This is a genomic window from Thiothrix eikelboomii, from assembly GCF_900167255.1.
Classification (GTDB): Bacteria; Pseudomonadota; Gammaproteobacteria; order Thiotrichales; family Thiotrichaceae; genus Thiolinea; species Thiolinea eikelboomii.
In genome coordinates, this window is record NZ_FUYB01000022.1 from 42,240 (window position 1) to 61,046 (window position 18,807).

Consider the following 18,807-nt stretch of genomic DNA (forward strand, 5'->3'; position numbering starts at 1 on the left):
ATTCTCCGATGGCAGAGCCTATTCGGTTAATAGTCGGCTTGGGGAATCCGGGTGCTCAGTATGATAAAACCCGGCACAATGCCGGGTTTTGGTTTGTTGAAGAACTCGCTAGACGTTATAGCGGCCAGTTCTTAACTGAAAAACGGTTCTCCGGTGAAGCTTGCCGTATTCAGATTGGTTCAGAGTCAGTCTGGTTATTGAAACCCATGACTTTTATGAACCGTAGCGGTTTAGCGACGCGCCAATTCGCCGATTTCTATCGGATACCAGTGCAGCAAATTTTAGTCGCCCATGATGAGTTGGACTTGCCAGTCGGTGATTTGCGTTTGAAGTTAGCCGGTGGACACGGTGGGCATAATGGCTTACGTGATCTACATGCTCATCTGGGGGCTGATTATTGGCGCTTACGCTTAGGTATTGCCCACCCCGGTGATCGAAATAAAGTGGTCGACTATGTTTTATCCCCACCGACGCGGGATGAGGAAATTGCGATTCGGCTCGCGGTGGATAAGGCAGCTGATCAAATTGCGCTAGTGTTGGCCGGTGATTTGCAAAAGGCGATGAATGAATTGCATCGCAAATAGTCAGATAAAAAGGTAAATCAGATGGGATTCAAATGCGGGATTGTTGGCTTGCCCAACGTTGGTAAGTCCACTTTATTTAATGCACTCACTAAAGCAGGCATTCAAGCAGAGAATTACCCCTTCTGTACGATTGAGCCGAATGTGGGGATTGTACCGGTGCCGGACTTGCGCTTAGAGGCGCTAGCCGTGATTGTGAAGCCAGAACGTATCCTGCCTACCACGATGGAGTTTGTAGATATTGCTGGTTTAGTGGCGGGTGCTTCTAAAGGTGAGGGTTTGGGCAATAAGTTCTTAGCCCATATCCGCGAAACGGATGCGATTGCCCAAGTGGTGCGCTGTTTTGATAATGACGATATTATCCATGTCGCGGGCAAAGTCGACCCGATTCACGATATTGATATTATTAATACTGAGCTGGTGCTAGCCGACATGGAAAGCATGGAGCGTGCAGTACAGCGTTTAGCTAAAGCCTCTAAATCCGGCAATAAAGAAATGCTCGCACAGAAAGCGGTGGCTGAGCGTTTACTAGCCCATCTTTCTGAGGGTAAAGCCGCTCGGTTGTTAGCTTTATCACCTGAAGAACAAAAGCTTGCCCGTGAGTTTCATCTGATTACGATTAAGCCTTTATTGTTCATTGCGAATGTGAGCGAGGATGGCTTTGACAATAATCCTTACTTAGATGCGGTGGTGAAAATCGCTCAAGATGAACAGGCGCAAGTCGTGCCAGTGTGTGCGGCGATGGAAGCTGAGCTATCTTTGTTGGAAGCTGCTGATCAAGCTGAGTTTTTAGCGAGTATGGGTTTAGATGAGCCGGGCTTAAATCGGGTGATTCGTGCCGGTTACGAGTTGCTAGGTTTGCAAACTTTCTTTACGGCGGGTGTGAAAGAAGTCCGAGCGTGGACAGTAAATCGTGGGGCAAGTGCACCGAATGGTGCGGGTAAAATTCACACGGATTTTGAGCGTGGTTTTATTCGTGCTGAAGTGATCGCTTACCATGATTTTATCACCTATAAGGGTGAGCAAGGTGCGAAAGATGCGGGTAAATGGCGCCTAGAAGGCAAAGATTATCTCCTGCAGGAAGGTGATGTGGTTCATTTCCGTTTTAATGTTTAGTTCAGTGTTGACAGGGTTCATGCTTAAGGCTAAGATTTGCAGCCTCTTGGCTACGTAGCTCAGTTGGTTAGAGCACAGCACTCATAATGCTGGGGTCGTAAGTTCGAGTCTCACCGTAGCCACCATTATTCAAAGCCCTTGTAGTGATCAGCTTCAAGGGCTTTTTCTATGGCCAGCCATGTCCCTGATTCTTGTCACAGTTTTACCGATTTTTAGCTTGTTAATGCTGGGTTATCTAGCTAAACGCAGTGGTTTTTTGCCGGCTGAATTTTGGCCGTATCTTGAAAAAGCCTCCTATTACGTCTTGCTACCCGCGTTGTTAGTCCTCAATTTAAGCCAAGCGCACATTCATTGGTCTGAAACCAGCCGATTGATCAGTGGGATTATTCTAATTCCGATTTTGGCAGGTTTTTTAAGCTTCCCGTTTAAAGCGGTTTTAAACTTAAATGCGGCGGATTACACTTCATTCTTTCAGGGGGTCGTCCGTTTTAGTACTTATATTGGCCTAGCCATGGCAGCGGTTTTTCCAACACCAGCGCCTACTTTAGGGGCTTTAGTCTTAGCCATCATGATCCCCGTGGTAAATATTCTTTGTGTGCTGGTGTTTGCGCTGTTTGTACAAAAGCAGTTAAAGCTGGGTATGCTGTTCAAGTCATTAGCGACGAATCCCCTGCTGGTAGCCTGTGTGCTCGGCATGGTACTGAATATTTTACCTTGGAAACTGCCAGTTATTGCTAGCGAAGTACTTAGGCAACTGGCTCAAATGGCTTTGCCGACTGGTTTATTAGCGGTAGGTGCGGGGCTGAACTTAGCCGCTTTACGTGGTTTGCATGCGCCATTTTTTTGGAGTGCGGCTTTAAAGTTACTCATCGTACCTTTGTTAGCTTGGGGTGTGGCCATAGTTTTAGGTTTAGATGCGGTGTCTAGTTCAATTTTGATCGTCTTTGCCGCGTTACCCACCGCACCCTCGGCCTATATTTTAGCACGTCAACTCGGCGGGAATGCTGAGTTAATGGCAGGGATGATCACCGGGCAAACCTTGTTATCCTTGGTGACTTTGCCCTTGATTTTGTCTTTCTTGCTGCATTGAAGCAAAAAAAACCGAGATAACCCATCGAGTGACGTGAATTATCCCTGAATTCATATTATGATTCGGCTCTTTTCTTTATAAATCCTTAATCAGGAGTTAAGTGTGGAACTGACCGGTGCCGAGATATTCGTTGAGTGTCTGAAGGCAGAAGGGGTTGAAACCATTTTCGGTTATCCGGGTGGGGCAGTGTTATACATTTATGACGCGCTCTACAAAGAAGCTGAGCATGTCAATCACATTCTGGTACGACACGAACAAGCAGCTGTACATGCAGCTGAGGGCTATGCCAAGGCTACTAATAGGCCGGGTGTGGTATTAGTCACCTCAGGCCCTGGTGCGACCAATGCCGTCACTGGGATTGCCGATGCCTACATGGATTCGGTACCGCTGGTGGTGTTTACAGGGCAAGTTCCACGCCATCTGATTGGTAATGATGCTTTTCAAGAGGTTGATATTGTTGGGATTACCCGCCCTTGTGTTAAGCATAATTTCTTAGTCACCGAGGTTAAAGATTTAGCCACTATCATTAAGAAGGCTTTCTATATTGCCAGTACTGGTCGCCCAGGGCCGGTTTTGGTTGATATTCCTAAGGATATTACAATGGCGCGTTGTGCCTTTGAATACCCTAAGGAAATCAGCATTCGTTCTTATAATCCGACGGTTAAAGGCAATAAGCGCCAAGTACGGCGTGCGATTGATTTGATGCTAGAAAGCAAGCGTCCGATTTTGTATACCGGTGGTGGGGTCATCTTGTCGGGTGGTTCTGCTGAGCTGACTCAATTAGCACGTGAATTGCAATTCCCAGTGACGAATACCCTGATGGGCTTAGGTGCTTATCCGGCAACCGACCCTTTGTTTGTGGGTATGCTAGGGATGCATGGTACTTATGAAGCTAACCATGCGATGCATCAAGCGGATTTAGTGATTGCGATTGGTGCGCGTTTTGATGACCGTGTGACTGGGAATATTGAGAAATTTTGCCCCCACGCAAAAATTATTCATGTGGATATTGATCCTGCGTCGATCTCTAAAAATGTCAAAGTGGACATTCCGATTGTGGGTGATGTGAAGCGTGTCTTAGCAGACTTGCTGGAAGAATTGCATTCACGGAAAGAGTATCAAGCAGCAGACATCCGGGAGTGGTGGGCGCAAATTAATGAATGGCGCAAAGCAGATTGCCTCAAATATGAGCAGGATCATGAGTCGATTCGTGCTCAATTCGTGGTTGAGAAACTTTGGGAAGTCACTGGGGGGGATGCTTATCTCTGCTCGGATGTGGGTCAACATCAAATGTGGGCTGCACAATTCTATAAATTTGATAAACCCAATCGGTGGATCAATTCAGGTGGTCTAGGCACGATGGGCTTTGGCCTGCCAGCCGCGATGGGTGTGCAGATTGCTTATCCTGAGGCTACGGTGGCTTGTATTACGGGTGATGGCAGTATTCAGATGAATATTCAAGAGCTATCAACCTGTATGCAGTATCAATTGCCCATCAAGATTGTCACCTTAAATAATGGCTATTTAGGGATGGTGCGGCAATGGCAAGAGTTTTTCTATCAGAAGCGTTATGCGATGTCTTATATGGATGCCTTGCCTGATTTCGTCAAATTAGCAGAAGCCTATGGTCATGTTGGCATGCGCATTGAGCGTCCCTCTGATGTAGAAGGTGCTTTGAAAGAAGCCGTGGCTATGAAAAATCGCTTAGTATTTATGGATTTCATTACTAAGCGGGAAGCTAATGTTTATCCGATGGTTCCAGCGAATGCTGGTCACAATGAAATGATCTTGGTGTAAGCGATGAGTGATGAAACACGGCATGTAATTTCCATCCTAATGGAAAACGAAGCAGGTGCTTTGTCGCGGGTATCTGGTTTATTTTCAGCACGCGGCTATAACATTGAATCGCTTACTGTAGCACCTACGGAGGATGCTACTTTGTCACGTTTAACCTTGGTGACGCTGTGCAGTGAGGAAATCGTTGAGCAAATCATGAAGCAACTGCATAAATTAGTTGATGTAGTTAAGCTGATGGATTTGAACGATTATTCACACATTGAACGCGAGATGATGTTAGTCAAGGTCGATGTACAAAAGCAAGGCTCTTGTGATCAAGTCAAACGCTTATCGGATATTTTCCGGGCGCGGATTATTGATGTCAGCGAGCGTACTTATACGATTGAAGTGACGGGTCATCGTTCTAAGCTTGATGCTTTTTTACAAGCCTTGAGTGATGCGCGGATTATGGAGGTAGTGCGTTCTGGCAGTATGGGCATCGCTCGAGGCTCGAGTGCACTAACTGCTTAAAACCGTGTGTGCCACCCTAAAGATAAGCAAACAGGGATAGTGAGTTATTATCCCTGTTTAGTTTTAATATTTGGTTTTAAGTTCGCAGTTTAAATAGCACTTGGTTGTGGGTATCAATCAATCCATGCTGAATTAGCCAAAGACGAGCGTCTTCGGCATCCTCTGCAAACCAAGACTCTGCTGAGCCAAGACGAAAGGTATAGCCCCAACGATCCATATCGACTAAGGCACGGGCTTGGCCAAATTCGGGCAATTGATCTGCTAGCAGTATTTGCAAATAGCAAACCGCATCTTCCTCGGTCGTTTCTCCACCGGCATCAGTGTGTAGCTGCTGTCGACGGGCTTCATCCATGCAGATTACATGGCAGGTTTCGTGTAAGAATGAATGGATCGGGGTATCTGGGCGGATATAAATCGAGCGCCCGATAATGCCTGCTTCGGCATCACCCCAGTAGCTACCCGGAATCTCAGTGTGCGGCTCTAATAAATGCAGGGCTAGGCCATAAAGCTGTAACAGTTGCTGTAAAGCCGCTAAAGGCAATTCAGCAACTGTCATGACTAGCTCAGTCTGAGTAGCACTAGTCGTACTCACAACCAGTATTTGCCAGCCGCCCCAATCACGATCGTAATCAGGCCAATCAGCATATTAAGACCTACTAAAAAGCGAATTTGGTTTAAAGCTTTACCGGCTTCTTGCCAATTGGATTGTTGCACATAGCGCGTTAAACGTTTGTAAGGTGCAAAAAACACGTGCAGAAAGATCACCATCATCACTAAGCCCAAGGCATGCATGAGATGGATAAAGATGGGGGCATTTTTCATGCCGCCATACGGGCCAAATAGCATCCAATAACCTGAGGCAAGAATTAAAACAATCGCTACCCACACCCAAGGAAAGAAACGACTAAACACACTTTGCCACAGGGGTAGACGTTGCGGAGGTTGTAATTGGCTGGCCGCGACTGGACGTAAAACCATATAGGCAAAAAACATCCCACCTACCCAAACTGTAACAGCGAGTACATGTAGTGCTAGAGCAATTGACATGCTGATTTCCTTTTAAGCTAATAAATCCTTAAGCTTTATTCGGATAGTGGTAATAATCATCACCATAACCCAAACGCTCTGCGTCTTTAACTTGGTTTAAAATAATCCCTGTAATACTAGCCCCGGTCTCCTGTAGGCGTTTGAGTGCATTATTAATGGTACTCGTACTGGTATCGGTTGCATGCACGGTGAGTAGCGTGATCTTGGCTAAAGAGCTTAAAATCATAGCATCAGCCAAGCCCAAAATGGGCGGACCATCTATGATCACCAGATCATAATGCTGAGAGGCTGCTTTCAGCATGGCTTCCATTTTAGTATTGGCTAATAATTCTGAGGGGTCATTGGGCGGTGTACCCGCGACCACTATATCCAAATTCGGCAGATTAGATGCTTGCGCCAGTTGGGCCAAAGGATATTCGCCGGACAGATAACCGACTAAATTTTGTTGATTGCGTGTGCCGATCAATTTATGTAGAGAAGGATTCCGCAAATCCGCATCCACTAAGAGTACACGATTTCCGGTATGGGCGAAGGCACTTGCTAAATTCATCGCCACCGTGGTTTTACCTTCATTCGCTCTTGCACTGGTGACAAACAGAATGGCCTCATCGTCTTGCTCGCGTAATTTAAAGCGTATAGTGGTACGTAAAGAACGAAAAGACTCAGCTAAGGCAGATTTCGGTGAGTTTAGAACCAGTTGTGCAATCTTCTTAGGGTCATGTTCGTTCACAGCAGGGACTAGGCCTAATACTGGTAAACGAGTTTGGCGCTCTAGCTCATTAATATCCTTAACACTGTCATCCATGAATTCACGTAAGAAAGCACTGGCAATGCCCAAAAATAAACCCAGCAGACCTGCAAACACTAAATTAGTGGAAAGTTTAGGTTTGAATTTCTGTAAAGGTGGTAAAGCACGATCAATAATACTGAGGTTATTGCTGCCTGCTTCGCCGACGACATTGATTTCTTTTAAGCGTTGCAATAGACCTTGATACAAGGCTTGATTGGTTTCAACCTCACGTTCTAAGGTATTGTAGGCAACACGACTGTCTTGATAGATCAAGGCTTTCTTTTCTTCTTCACTTAAAGCATCCCGTAATAATTCCGCCCGTTTTCTAGCAGCGGCAAGCTCACCTTGACGAGCTGGGTCAGTTTCAATAATGATGGCTTCACTCTCTGCTTTGACCAGCTCTTCAGACAGACGCATAATTTTGTGCGAACTGGTATTAGACTCTTTGTCATCTAAGTTGATGATGGTATTTTCTTTAGCATAAACATTGAGAGCTTTTTCACTTTCTTGCAATTTGAGCTTAGCGTCTTGGATACGCTGTTGCAAAAAGGTTTGCGCATCACCCGTGAGTTCTAAACGGCGTACACGGCTGGTTTCAACGAATTCTTCGACAATCGCATTGGCAACTTCGGCCGCTTTTTCTGGGCTGGAGGCATCAAAGTGGATTGCGACTAAGCGTGAGTTTTTAATAGGCTCAATCGTTAAGTTTTCAATAATGGCATTAGCCAGTGCAGTTTTGCTATTCGCATCATCCACGGGTGAAAATAGGCCTTTGATTTTGCCAAGCAGCGATTGTCGAATCACGTCCTCAGTCAGTTTAAGCTTATCAATCACCGATTCAATCAATGAATACTGCCTGATTAATTGAAATTGTGTTTCATAGAAGTCGCGGGTATCACGAATATCGCCCGGATTCAAAAAGTTGACGTCAATCACTTTGGTGGATTCACGTTCAATTTGCAAGGTGGCTGTGGCTCGATAAACCGGGCTACTTAACAGGGTGAGTAGCAGGGCGAGCAGAATAGTTGCGCCCGTGATACCCAACACTAATTTTTTCCGACGTACCAGAGTCTTCCAAAATTCACGCAGATCGAGGGTATCCTGAGCCTTGGCATAAGCTGGAACATAGTTCGTTCCATTGACTTGACTTGCAGTGTTCTGATTCATAGTCGGTATCAGTAAGTTCTTGGGGTTAATCGTAATTTCAGCATCTGAGGCTGAGCCAGCACCATTTAAAGCACTGAATCTTATCTTGTGGCAAGCGAGTGTGCATAGGCTTAAGTATTTGAGCTAGCTTTCCCAGATGAGCCGTAGTATGAGTTGATCAAACGCCGTAGAGGTGTTTCCATATATTTAAACGATAAAATAGAGGCTACGGTTAGTAGGATCGCAAATAGATAATAGTGCAGATTAGCATCTAAAGGTAACCACTGGCCTAGCACGCGGTCATAAATACCATAAGCTGGCCGTTGCAGAATATACAATGAATAGCTCGCTTCGCCTAGCAATACTAAAAAAGGTAAAGACATCAAGCGGTTTGTCCAGCCAGTATTGACCGCTAAGAGCACTAAAATTGCTAAAAATAGGGGCGCAATCAGGCCGTTATTATAATCAATCAAAATTCCTAAATACTGCTCAAGTTGAGTTTCATAGGCGAGGCATAAGATGACTAGAAGGGTGAGTAGGCTAATTGCTAACCCGTTCCAAGCTTGATCAAACCGTTTAAATTTGCCATGACAGAAGCTTATCCCAACGGTCAGACCTAGCATAAAGGTACTGAGATGCATCAAAGGATGATAGTAGATGAATTGATGCAAACTACCCTTGGCCTCATAACTGGGTGAGTTGTGTAAAAAAATTTGTAAGGTTTGTGTACTGAGCCAAGCGACTAAAGTGAGGAAGGCTAAGGTTCTAATTCCTTTACGATGTACAAAATAGAGCAGAAACGGGAAGCTTAGATAAAATAAAGCTTCAACTGAAAGTGACCATCCCGGTGAGTTCAAGACCATCGCATAACCCGGAATCCAAGCTTGAAGCATGCTAAGGCTTAAACCAATTGCCAAAGGATCTCGACCGTCCGTTTTTAAATTGGCGAGAATCATCAGCACTAAAGCTAATAAATACACAGGGTAAATGCGTGCGAAGCGTGCTAGCCAGTATTTACCTTTATTGAAGGTTAGGCTCTGAGCCTTAGGCTGATAATAAGCAACCGCCATGATAAAGCCAGAAAGTACAAAGAAATAGCTGACCGCGATTGGCCCCGCCGTTACCACAGGATGCCACCATGCATGCGTGGCGGGAAAGGCTTGTTGGCCAAAATGAAAGAATACAACCGTTAAAGCAGCGATATAACGTGTAAACGTAAGCTGATCAAGTTTCAAAATTTTCTAATATTAGGTTTAATTTAATAAGCATTTTTGTCGGAGAGGGCTTTGAAGGCAGTGGCTACAATAATTCGCAGATCTAAGCCTAAGCTCCATGAGCGGATATATTCCATATCACATTCAACACGCTTTTGCATTTTGTACAAAGTGTCGGTTTCACCCCGCCAACCATTGACTTGCGCCCAACCGGTGATTCCTGGTTTCATCATATGACGTTGCATATAACCCGGAATTAAGGCTTTATAGGCCTCATTATGCGCGACAGCGTGTGGGCGTGGTCCAACAATCGACATATGCCCTTGAAGCACATTAAAGAATTGTGGCAGTTCATCTAACGAGGTTTTACGTAGGAAAGCACCGACTTTAGTCACGCGGGCATCATTACGTGTTGCTTGTTTAATCACGCTGCCATTTTCACAGACAGTCATCGTGCGAAATTTCCAGACTTGAAATTCTTCACCGCGTAACCCATGACGTGATTGTTTAAAGAGTACCGGGCCTGGTGAACTGGTTTTAATGGCCAGAGAAATTAACGCCATTAATGGTAGTAATAAAACTAATAGTAGGCTGCCGATAATTAAATCTTCTGCACGTTTGACTAGGGCTCGTTCGGCTGACAGCGGTGCATCATAAATACATAAAACGGGTGTATCAGCGATTTCTAAATATTTATTATGCAGTAAGGCATGCGTGAAATTATCAGGAATGAGGCGAACAGGTGTGATGGTATCTGCGAGTTGACTAATCAACTGGCTTGAAAAACGCTGGTTTTGATTCGGTAAAGCTAAATAAATTTGGTCCCAAGTTCCACTGCGGGCAGCCTCTAAGAGTTCAGCAACACCACCTATCTTGGCATAGGTGCTCGGTAAACTGGCATTATCTAAGTCAACACTATAAAAGCCTGCGACTTGCAGACCCGATTCAGGTTGTTGATTGATGGAGTTTGCAAAATGCAAACCAGTATCAGTGATACCGACAATGGCAATATTACGATTATGAATCCCGATACGTTTTAAATAGGACAGAGCAGCCCGCAGTGTATAGCGGCTAATAATGAGTAGGATCGGCGTGGTAAATAACCAACCAACCAAAACAACCCGCGAAAACTGATCAGAGCTTTTCGCAACAAAAATAATGAACACCAGCAAGAAAAAGGTCGTAAGCCAAGTGACAACCATCCGCATCGCTTCATCACGGAAGAAGGGTCGACCACTCCAAGACGTATAAATATCGGTGAAACGTCCGACTAAACCGAAGATGAGTGCAGCGCCTAAGCCAACAGCTAAGTAGCCATCGGTGAAGTCATAACTAGGAGCATAAACGGATGCTAAGAGTACAATGCTTAAAATAATCAGGGTATCTGCACTACGGTAGACGAGTTCAGAACTGATTTTTTTATCGACCATCGCTATATTCCATCCACAAGTCTTATCCTAACGCTTTAGACGCAGGGCTTTATTGTCACAATTGCTTATTTACAGCGGTTTTGACAAAAAAACAACAAACTTTATCATAGAATGAAAGCCATTGTTTTTAGCTTATTTATCATAAGCAGCTGTTCTATAAGCAAAACTCGATTTTTGCGGCTAGTAGACACTCAAATCGGCCGCTATTCTGCCATTAAATATAGCTTAATTCAGCAATTTGTGTCGCAAAAAAAATACAAATGTAGGTATTTTTATGACAGCCGTTAGCATCTAGTGGGATGAGGTTTGTCGAGAGCTATGATCAGTCTCCCAACGATAGTTAGCTAAATGCTTGAATTGCTGCTTCGCTCTGAGGCGAATCAGGCTAGCGATCAGGAGATAAATGCCAACTGCTAGAAAGTCTTTGCTAAATAATCGAGTACGCATAATGTGCGAATAAGGTTTTTCTTGAGCTTGGGTACACAAGTTTGCTGCGGCTAATTGCAGATTCCCTAAACGTGCTCTGGTTTTAATTTTAATCAAAGATTTCAGGTTATGTGGGGCTTGAATAAAGACTTGAGTACCCGATACATTGCCACGTTCATGGGCAGCAAACTGGCAACGGACAAAGCCATCATCATTGATAACCTGAGGAAACTGAGTAAAACGTTGCCGACCGGTAGCAGAGAGAACAAAGCTACAGGTAGCGACTACACCTTCACGAATATAGGGCAGGCTGAGCCAAACTTTATAATATTGCTGCACCAGCCATGACGAGCGCGAAGTATCAATCACGGGTTCTGGTGCGGCTAATAATAGCGAACCTTGAGACATTACTTCCGTAATGGTTTGGACTGCACCTGCAGATAGCTTAGTGTCTGCATCAATATAAAACACCGGCCAAGCCACGACCTGCTTTTCAGCCTCATTAAGGGCATTAACTTTAGAGGGAGTGGGGAGATCAAGGCAGATAACTTGTGGATATTCTTGTTGGACGATGGCTGCGGTGTTATCGGTGCAACCATTACAAGCAACAATAATGCGATCAACGCCTGCTTGCTTCAGTAAACTATCTAAACAAGCCCGAATCACGGTTGCTTCATTATGAGCCGGAACAATAATGCTAGGCATGGCTTATGAATATCCTTTTAACCAATTAGAACGTGCTTGATAAACCGTTTGCCATTCCTGTGTTTGCTCAGATTTAGGCTTGAAGAGGCGATGCAGTAAATATTTATTAAATACATAAAGCCATAATAAAGATTTATAAATAGGCTGCTTCCAAGCACTCATATGCCGATTAATCAACTCTACCTTACCGGTTAATAATTTAATTTGTTTTCCCGAAAAGCGGGAGTGACTGACTCCACCATGATGAATAATACGAGCGGTCGGGGTAACAATCGGTTGATAACCTTGAGCTTTAGCACGTAAACAGAGATCAGCTTCTTCGGCATACATGAAAAATGTTGGATCTAGACCACCTAACTGATCCCAAACTTTGCGGGTAATTAGAAAAAAGCAGCCGGATAGGATATCCACTTCTTTAACGGTGTCACGTTGCCAACAGCCGTAATTCGCGTGGTTGAATAGGCAACTTGAGCTGAACAGTTTGCTTAAGCCCAAGGCACTAAAGAGCAATGAAGAAAAATCTGGTTTTGACCAAGCATGTTGCGTATTTAAGCTCAGATCATTGTTGAGGGTGACACCTCCCCAAATACCATGATGCGGGTATTGCTCAGCAAAGTGCAGTAATTGATCAATAGCACCATCTAATACCAAGGTATCTGGGTTAAGTAATAGGAGATAAGTGCCTTGAGCCTGTGCTACGCCTAGGCAGACTCCACCTGCAAAACCTAAATTCTCATTACTTTCAATCAATTGAATGCTAGGGAAACTGTTGCGAATCAGTTCAACCGAGTGATCCGTCGAATGATTATCTACCACGATAATTTCATAAGCCACTTGGGTCTGTTCTTGAACAGAGTTCAGAGCACGAAGGCTATGCTCAGCAGTGTTATACGAGACGAGAATAATACTAACTAAGGGTTTCATTCAAAGCAGTGTTAGGCAAAGTTGAATTAGTCGGTTCAGGCGTGGAGACTGGATTATTGATCAGACGACCATACGGTTTGGTATGAATACCACTACGAATCACACTCGCTGGATTACCCGCGACAATAGAGCCAGCGGGAATATTTTTGGTAACAACACTACCGGCTGCGATAATGCATTCATCGCCAATGGTAATCCCCGGCATAATGATCGAACCACAACCGATAAAGCAGCGCTTACCGATTTTTGTCATTTGCTGATAAGCCCCGGCATGACGCTCAGTGGCATAATCATGGGAGAGAATAATGCTATCAAAAGTCACCATCGTTTCTGCGCCAATTTCTAAGCCACTCGGATTGGTTTTGTCCATCCGTGCTTTTAGAGAAATACGCACACTCGGGTCTAGCTTCATGCCATAGAAAGAACGCAAATACCAGTTATAGGCATAAAGCAAGCTGTGACGGAAATGAAGTATCCACATGAATACTTTTTGACTGACAAAGCGTGGCTTCATGTTGTTGGTTTCCCCTGTTTCCGCGTGGCTAAGGCCGCCGTATTCGTGATGGATGCTTCTGGCATTAGATAGTATTTCGCCCAAGACATAGCGCCTAGTGTAAAGAAAAACATTGGCTGCAATTTGTCAAAGTAGTCAACCGTGAATCCTATAAGAATTAAGGACATGAATGAAAGTATCCAAGCAGTGACCATCCATTTTACCGTTTCATGCTGGCGATGAACTTGATTTAGCACGCTAAAAATCGCGTACAAACAAGCCGTTAGTAGCAAGATAAATGCGAATATCCCATGTTGTAGGGTAACAAGTAGCCAGAAACTGTCAATACTATCGCCCATCCAATCTTTCCAATACGGGCGCGTCCAATCATTGTGCGCAATCCCCAAAATGGGATGATCTAAAATATCATCCATGCTGTATTCCCATTGCAACATACGGAAATAGCCTGTATTGGGATTAAACGTGAGATAGGAGATGAGAATTCCAAAAAAGCCTCGATTGGACAAAGCTTGAATCAGCATCGCTCCCGCTAAGCCGCTGAAAAATAAGGCTACCCAGAAACGGCGTGCAGTATGCCAAAATTTAACCAGTAAGACAGTGAAGCCTTGGAAAATTAATGACAGTAGCGGCGCCGAAGACAAGGTGGTCAGCATAGAAAGGCTCAAGCCTAAGATGGCCACAAATTGTCTAAATTTTTGCTGCCGCCAGAATAATAGAATCGCAAAGGGAAAGAAAAGTGCCGTTAAAGTTCCATATAAGATGGGATGAGCGAATACGCTGGTGGTGCGCATAATATTGCCACGAAGATAATCGCTGGTATAAAGACGATAATCAATGGAGAGATGTCCAGTGAGACGCTCAGCCCATTCATGCAAGATTCGATGATGGGATAAAGCCTCATAAATGGCAGGAAGCGTCAATGCTACTAAGATCCAAATAAAGGCTTGATTGATTTTGTAGAAGCGATCTGGAGTGGTGATAAAAAGTTTGGCTAAATAAAAAGCACCTAAAGTTTCTAAAGAATAAAGTCCAGTCGACTCGATGGCTTTTTGTAAACTATGGTTGTACCAGAAGCTTGCAAAGGCAATCACAATCAACCCTAGCAACAACAGGTCGGTGAGATCTGCCCGTTTGAGGAGGGTGCGAAAATTAAAAAAGGCATAGATCAAAGTCAAGGCGAGAATGACCCGATAAGTTTCTATCCGAACGGTACCAGCCATGACAAAGAATTCGACTGGAATAAAAATGGAGATCACAAAAAGGATGGCAAGAATTCTTAGCATAATGGTCTAAGCATAACCACTTAACAGGCGGTTTTTGAAGAAAAATACGATAACTCCACCCGTTAAGAGTAAGTTAGCAGCTAAAGTTGCCATTGCCGCCCCTTCAATTCCATATTGCGGAATCAGCAACCCATTCGCGAGTAGATTGGCGAGCAAGGCAAATAGTAAGAGGCTATTAAGATAGCGCACTTGCTCACGAATAATGAACATAAACGAGAAGGTAATCGCCAAACCTCGGACTAGCTGCCCTAATAATAAGATGATTAAAGTGGTGCTAGCTTGTACATAGCCCTCATTAAATACTGCTAAAACCGGCTTGCCCACCGCAGCAATCAGTACCGTGACTACGGTTAAGACCGCTACGACTAATAATGTGGCTTGCCAGAAAAATTTACGGACTCTTTCCGGGTTTTGCTTATGCAGGCGTAACAGGCGAGGATAAATAGTCGCATCTAAAGCACCTAAAAAGAAGCCACTGACAAACGATAAGCGAGCTGCCACCGTGAACAGTGCTACATCTTCATTGCTTAATAACCAACCGGTCATTAAGGTATCGGCCCACAGCATCAGAAAGGCAAAGAAAGAGACTGGGGCTAGTGGAATTGAGCCTTGGAAGACCTGTTGACGTGGAAAAGGGGCCTGGCGGTTTGTGAATGCAGGTAACCAAGCTCTTAGCCAATAAAAAGATAAGACACCTGCTAAGCCTAGGGATAGGGTATAAATCCACAAATAGTTTTGATTGACTGGAAACCAAGGCCAAAACACGAGCATGACTAACATCATGCAAATCGCAGGCAGGGCATTTTGAATCAGTAAAGATTCCGAGATATGATGAGCTGCTTTCATAAAAGCAGAGTTAGTCATCACTAAATTAAAAAATAGGATTCCTAAAGCCGCTATCCATAACAGGCTGAGCTGAATGTCGCCATCAAATAAACTACGTTGGATGACTGGGCTAATCACTAGCCAAATCAGCATAAAGGCCAAAGTGGTCAAAATGAGTAAGCGAAAAGCGCTCTCGAGATGACGTAATTGTGCTTGGGCTAAACCGGCTTCTGCTAAGCCAGCAACTTCACGCACCAGCCATTGCTCGACACCAACCCGACTAAAGAGCGCAATCCCCGTCACTAAAGTCATCAGCATGAACAACATGCCTGCTTCATTCATTGGCAAACTGCGCGTAATGATAATCGCGACTGCAAAGTTCAAACCCACTCCCGCAAAACGGGCGATAATCGAAAACCCTGTTTGCCACAATAAGGAGGGGTTATTGAGCTTCATGGTTTAGGCTCGAATGGCTTGATCAATGAAATTAATTAAACGCTGCCGCCGCTCATGGCCCAATTGGCTACCTGCAGATAGGTTGTCGTGCTGGTCTAATAGGATACGTAAGTCCTCACAGGTCTTGGCGGTATACACGCCGGGTAGTTTGGCCATCCACTCTAAACCATCTGCTTGATGATTATTCCGATGTTCGCCCAATTCATATTGACGATTCATGACGATAATCGGTTTGCTGCTTTCGATAGCGGTAATAATATTCCCCATCCCTGCATGCGAAATAATTAAGCTAGCTTGTTGTAAGGCCGTATTAAAAGCCTCGGTGGTCATAAAGCGTTCATAACGCGCATGCTTGGGTAAATAGCCACCCGTGGCAATTTGTGCAAGCACTTCAATACCTTGTGCGGCGGCCCACTCGTCTACACAACGAATCAGCCGATCAAAGGGGAATTGCGTACCTACGGCAACAAAAATCATAAAACCGAACCTTTAAACAAGATTTGTTGCTGGTCACTAAGATGTTCCCATTGAGTTAAGAACACGTCAGCTTTAGTTTTGACCAATTCACCCGAGCGCGAAATTTTTTGCACATTGGCTATGCTATCGACCCAAATGGTACGGATGCGGAACAGTTTACCGAGCAGAATGGCGACGACTCCCGGTGCGGCTCCAGTGGATAAAATCACTTGAGGGCGTTCTTTCAAGAGAATGTAGCCTACTTGCAAAGCACAAGGAATTAACTTCCATTTATCATCTGCACTCACATCCACAATCGAGTAGATTTTTTGCTGGCCTTTAGGCTTGAAGAGCTTATCGGGCAAAGCATAAACAATCTGATGCTGGGCTTCTAAACCCGCACATAAGCGGGTGAGCTGAATCCAATGCCCCCCCGGTGAGGAGATGGCAAATACTTTATGCTGAGTGCTCATGAGGCTTTGCGTAAATAAAAGGCCGCTTGATCGCCTTTATTCAAGGCATTTAATTCACGAGCACGGTGCTCAAACTGCTTAATTTGTGCTGCTGTGAAGGATGAGTTTGCTGGATTTTCTGCCCAAGATTGCTCAGAACGAAGGGCTATATCTTGCTCATATTGTTCACTGCCCCAAAACTGAAAAGCATTCGAATCGTATTGAATCTGGCTGACCGTAAACCCTGTTTGTTCAGCCAGTTTTTTGATGCTATCGACCGAATGCAGGAATAAATGACGAGGTGCATCCAGCTGCGACCAGTTCACTCCATAATGTTGCCAGGCATACGAAGAGACTGTCGGTACTCGCAATAATACCGTGCCCTGCTTAGCCAGTAGTTGATGAGCTTGCTTTAGAGTTGGCTGTTGTTCGACCAAATGCTCAAAAGAGTGATGGAACATAATGACATCCCATTCCCCGGTCTCACTAAAAATATCGCGCTTTTCAATGGTCAGGCCATTGGGATAATGAATGCTGGCTGCATTAAAGGGGTCGATCCCTAATAATTGTGTGAAACCCGCTTCCTTCAGTGAGTTTAACAACAGGCCCGCACCACAACCGACATCCAAAATCCGTGCATCTTGTTTCAGCTCGAGAGGGCGTAGGCTACTCAATTTCTGATTCGGTGCAGCTAAGCTTAGGACATGACCGAGCAGTGATTTGCCTGTCACTGCATAATAATCGCGCCGCTTGAGTAGTTCTTGCTTAAGCTTATGAGTGGTATGAGGGCTAGAGTAGGAATAATAATTGCTTGGATAATAAGCGGCTAAATTTTCAGGGATCAACTCAATTTGTAAGCAGCCACAAGCCCCACATTGGAAATAGCGATGCTCATCCCGCAGGCCGAGCATCATTTCTTTAGCTGTATAAACGCTATGTTCGCCTTCGCTGCCGCAAATTCGACACTGCATTAAGCTTGCTCCTTAGCCGTTGCATGACTACCGAATAATTGAATTTCATCGGCCTGCCAAAAATGGGGATGGTTTAAATACCAATCCAAGGTTTTGGCTAGACCGGATTGAAAGGTTTCAGCCGGATAATAGCCAAGCTCATGGCAAATTTTGCGATTATCAATGGCATAGCGCCGATCATGTCCGGGGCGGTCGGTGACATAAGTAATGAATTGTTGATGGGGGACTTGCGGTGACTCAGGAAAGCGCTCATCCAATAAAGCACACAACGTATGAATCAAACTCAAATTGGTTTGCTCATTATTCCCACCAATATTATAAGTCTCACCCACTCGACCGGTACGAATGATCAAATCAATCCCACGATTGTGATCATCAACATACAGCCAATCACGAATCTGCTGGCCATCCCCATAAATGGGGACTGGCTTACCCTGCAGTAAATTGGAAATAGCTAAGGGAATCAGCTTTTCTGGGTACTGATAAGGTCCATAGTTATTCGAGCAATTACTGGTGGTGGTGTTTAGGCCATAAGTATGCTGATAAGCACGCACAATATGATCCGAGGCCGCTTTACTAGCCGCATACGGCGAATTGGGTGCATAGGGCGTGGTTTCGGTAAAAGCCGGATCAGTCGCCGATAAAGTGCCATACACCTCATCGGTCGATACATGATGAAAGCGATGTTCAAAGCCGGGATTTTCGTCTAACCAGACTTTTTTCGCTGCTTTCAATAAGCTGTGTGTGCCATCAATATTGGTGCGTAAGAAAGCATCTGGTCCATAAATTGAGCGGTCAACATGCGACTCAGCCGCGAAATGGACGATAGTTTCAATTTTGCCATCGCGTAATAGGGTTTCAACCAGTGCTTGATCTAAAATATCGCCCTTGACAAAGCGAAAGTTCGTTTGCCCTTCTAAGCTGGCTAAATTGCTATAGCGCCCCGCATAAGTCAGTGCGTCCAAAACGATAAGGTGGGTATCTGGGTAAGTTTGCAGCCAATAGTGCACAAAGTTTGTGCCAATAAAGCCCGCGCCGCCGGTCACTAGCAGATTTTTTGGTTGATAAGTCATA

The 18,807-nt window shown here is 44.7% G+C and carries 19 protein-coding genes and 1 tRNA gene; 6 read left to right on the plus strand and 14 right to left on the minus strand.

The window, feature by feature from the left end:
• Positions 1–8: 8 nt before the first annotated feature.
• The 6 genes from pth to ilvN all read left to right on the plus strand — a co-directional run bounded on the left by pth (position 9) and on the right by ilvN (position 5,094).
• On the plus strand, positions 9–584 hold the full coding sequence (pth, locus tag B5D50_RS16890) for an aminoacyl-tRNA hydrolase (protein ID WP_078923833.1): 576 nt from the start codon (positions 9–11) through the stop codon (positions 582–584).
• Between the two features lie 21 nt (positions 585–605).
• On the plus strand, positions 606–1,697 hold the full coding sequence (gene ychF, locus B5D50_RS16895) for a redox-regulated ATPase YchF (protein WP_078923834.1): 1,092 nt from the start codon (positions 606–608) through the stop codon (positions 1,695–1,697).
• Positions 1,698–1,745: 48 nt separating this feature from the next.
• Positions 1,746–1,822 (plus strand) — tRNA-Met (locus B5D50_RS16900).
• Positions 1,823–1,875: 53 nt separating this feature from the next.
• Entirely contained in the window at positions 1,876–2,787 is a 912-nt protein-coding gene (locus B5D50_RS16905) for an AEC family transporter (RefSeq protein ID WP_078923835.1), read from the plus strand.
• Between the two features lie 102 nt (positions 2,788–2,889).
• A complete protein-coding gene (gene ilvB, locus B5D50_RS16910; RefSeq protein WP_078923836.1) occupies positions 2,890–4,584 on the plus strand; it encodes a biosynthetic-type acetolactate synthase large subunit in 1,695 nt (564 codons plus the stop codon).
• A gap of 3 nt (positions 4,585–4,587) precedes the next feature.
• A complete protein-coding gene (gene ilvN, locus B5D50_RS16915; RefSeq protein ID WP_078923837.1) occupies positions 4,588–5,094 on the plus strand; it encodes an acetolactate synthase small subunit in 507 nt (168 codons plus the stop codon).
• A gap of 76 nt (positions 5,095–5,170) precedes the next feature.
• Here ilvN and B5D50_RS16920 read toward each other — a convergent pair whose 3' ends face one another.
• The 14 genes from B5D50_RS16920 to rfbB all read right to left on the minus strand — a co-directional run bounded on the left by B5D50_RS16920 (position 5,171) and on the right by rfbB (position 18,806).
• Positions 5,171–5,650, minus strand: coding sequence for a hypothetical protein (locus B5D50_RS16920; protein WP_078923862.1), 480 nt, complete (start codon positions 5,648–5,650; stop codon positions 5,171–5,173).
• A 32-nt stretch (positions 5,651–5,682) separates the two neighbouring features.
• The gene (locus B5D50_RS16925; RefSeq protein ID WP_078923838.1) at positions 5,683–6,141 is read right to left on the minus strand and encodes a CopD family protein; all 459 of its coding nucleotides are present in this window, start codon (positions 6,139–6,141) and stop codon (positions 5,683–5,685) included.
• A 28-nt stretch (positions 6,142–6,169) separates the two neighbouring features.
• Complete coding sequence (locus tag B5D50_RS16930; protein ID WP_078923839.1) at positions 6,170–8,098, minus strand: GumC family protein; 1,929 nt, start codon at positions 8,096–8,098, stop codon at positions 6,170–6,172.
• 110 nt (positions 8,099–8,208) lie between these two features.
• Positions 8,209–9,312 (minus strand): acyltransferase family protein, encoded by a 1,104-nt coding sequence (locus tag B5D50_RS16935; protein ID WP_159448666.1) that lies wholly within the window; start codon positions 9,310–9,312, stop codon positions 8,209–8,211.
• Positions 9,313–9,335: 23 nt separating this feature from the next.
• Positions 9,336–10,721, minus strand: coding sequence for an undecaprenyl-phosphate glucose phosphotransferase (locus B5D50_RS16940; RefSeq protein WP_078923841.1), 1,386 nt, complete (start codon positions 10,719–10,721; stop codon positions 9,336–9,338).
• Positions 10,722–11,012: 291 nt separating this feature from the next.
• Positions 11,013–11,852 carry a glycosyltransferase gene (locus B5D50_RS16945; protein WP_078923842.1) on the minus strand — a complete coding sequence of 280 codons (840 nt, stop codon included), beginning with the start codon at positions 11,850–11,852 and terminating at the stop codon, positions 11,013–11,015.
• 3 nt (positions 11,853–11,855) lie between these two features.
• The gene (locus B5D50_RS16950; RefSeq protein ID WP_078923843.1) at positions 11,856–12,776 is read right to left on the minus strand and encodes a glycosyltransferase family 2 protein; all 921 of its coding nucleotides are present in this window, start codon (positions 12,774–12,776) and stop codon (positions 11,856–11,858) included.
• Positions 12,760–13,290 (minus strand): acyltransferase, encoded by a 531-nt coding sequence (locus B5D50_RS16955; protein WP_078923844.1) that lies wholly within the window; start codon positions 13,288–13,290, stop codon positions 12,760–12,762. The genes B5D50_RS16950 and B5D50_RS16955 overlap by 17 nt, the downstream gene beginning before the upstream one ends.
• Positions 13,287–14,510: an O-antigen ligase family protein gene (locus tag B5D50_RS16960; RefSeq protein WP_078923863.1), complete on the minus strand. Its 1,224-nt coding sequence runs from the start codon at positions 14,508–14,510 to the stop codon at positions 13,287–13,289. The genes B5D50_RS16955 and B5D50_RS16960 overlap by 4 nt, the downstream gene beginning before the upstream one ends.
• Positions 14,511–14,579: 69 nt before the next feature.
• Positions 14,580–15,854, minus strand: a complete 1,275-nt coding sequence (locus B5D50_RS16965) for an oligosaccharide flippase family protein (protein WP_078923845.1) — start codon at positions 15,852–15,854, stop codon at positions 14,580–14,582.
• A gap of 3 nt (positions 15,855–15,857) precedes the next feature.
• The gene (locus B5D50_RS16970; RefSeq protein WP_078923846.1) at positions 15,858–16,331 is read right to left on the minus strand and encodes a glycosyltransferase; all 474 of its coding nucleotides are present in this window, start codon (positions 16,329–16,331) and stop codon (positions 15,858–15,860) included.
• Positions 16,328–16,783: a glycosyltransferase family protein gene (locus B5D50_RS16975; protein WP_078923847.1), complete on the minus strand. Its 456-nt coding sequence runs from the start codon at positions 16,781–16,783 to the stop codon at positions 16,328–16,330. The genes B5D50_RS16970 and B5D50_RS16975 overlap by 4 nt, the downstream gene beginning before the upstream one ends.
• Positions 16,780–17,733: a class I SAM-dependent methyltransferase gene (locus B5D50_RS16980; protein ID WP_078923848.1), complete on the minus strand. Its 954-nt coding sequence runs from the start codon at positions 17,731–17,733 to the stop codon at positions 16,780–16,782. The genes B5D50_RS16975 and B5D50_RS16980 overlap by 4 nt, the downstream gene beginning before the upstream one ends.
• Positions 17,733–18,806 (minus strand): dTDP-glucose 4,6-dehydratase, encoded by a 1,074-nt coding sequence (gene rfbB, locus B5D50_RS16985; RefSeq protein WP_200807125.1) that lies wholly within the window; start codon positions 18,804–18,806, stop codon positions 17,733–17,735. The genes B5D50_RS16980 and rfbB overlap by 1 nt, the downstream gene beginning before the upstream one ends.
• Between the last annotated feature and the right edge of the window lies 1 nt (position 18,807).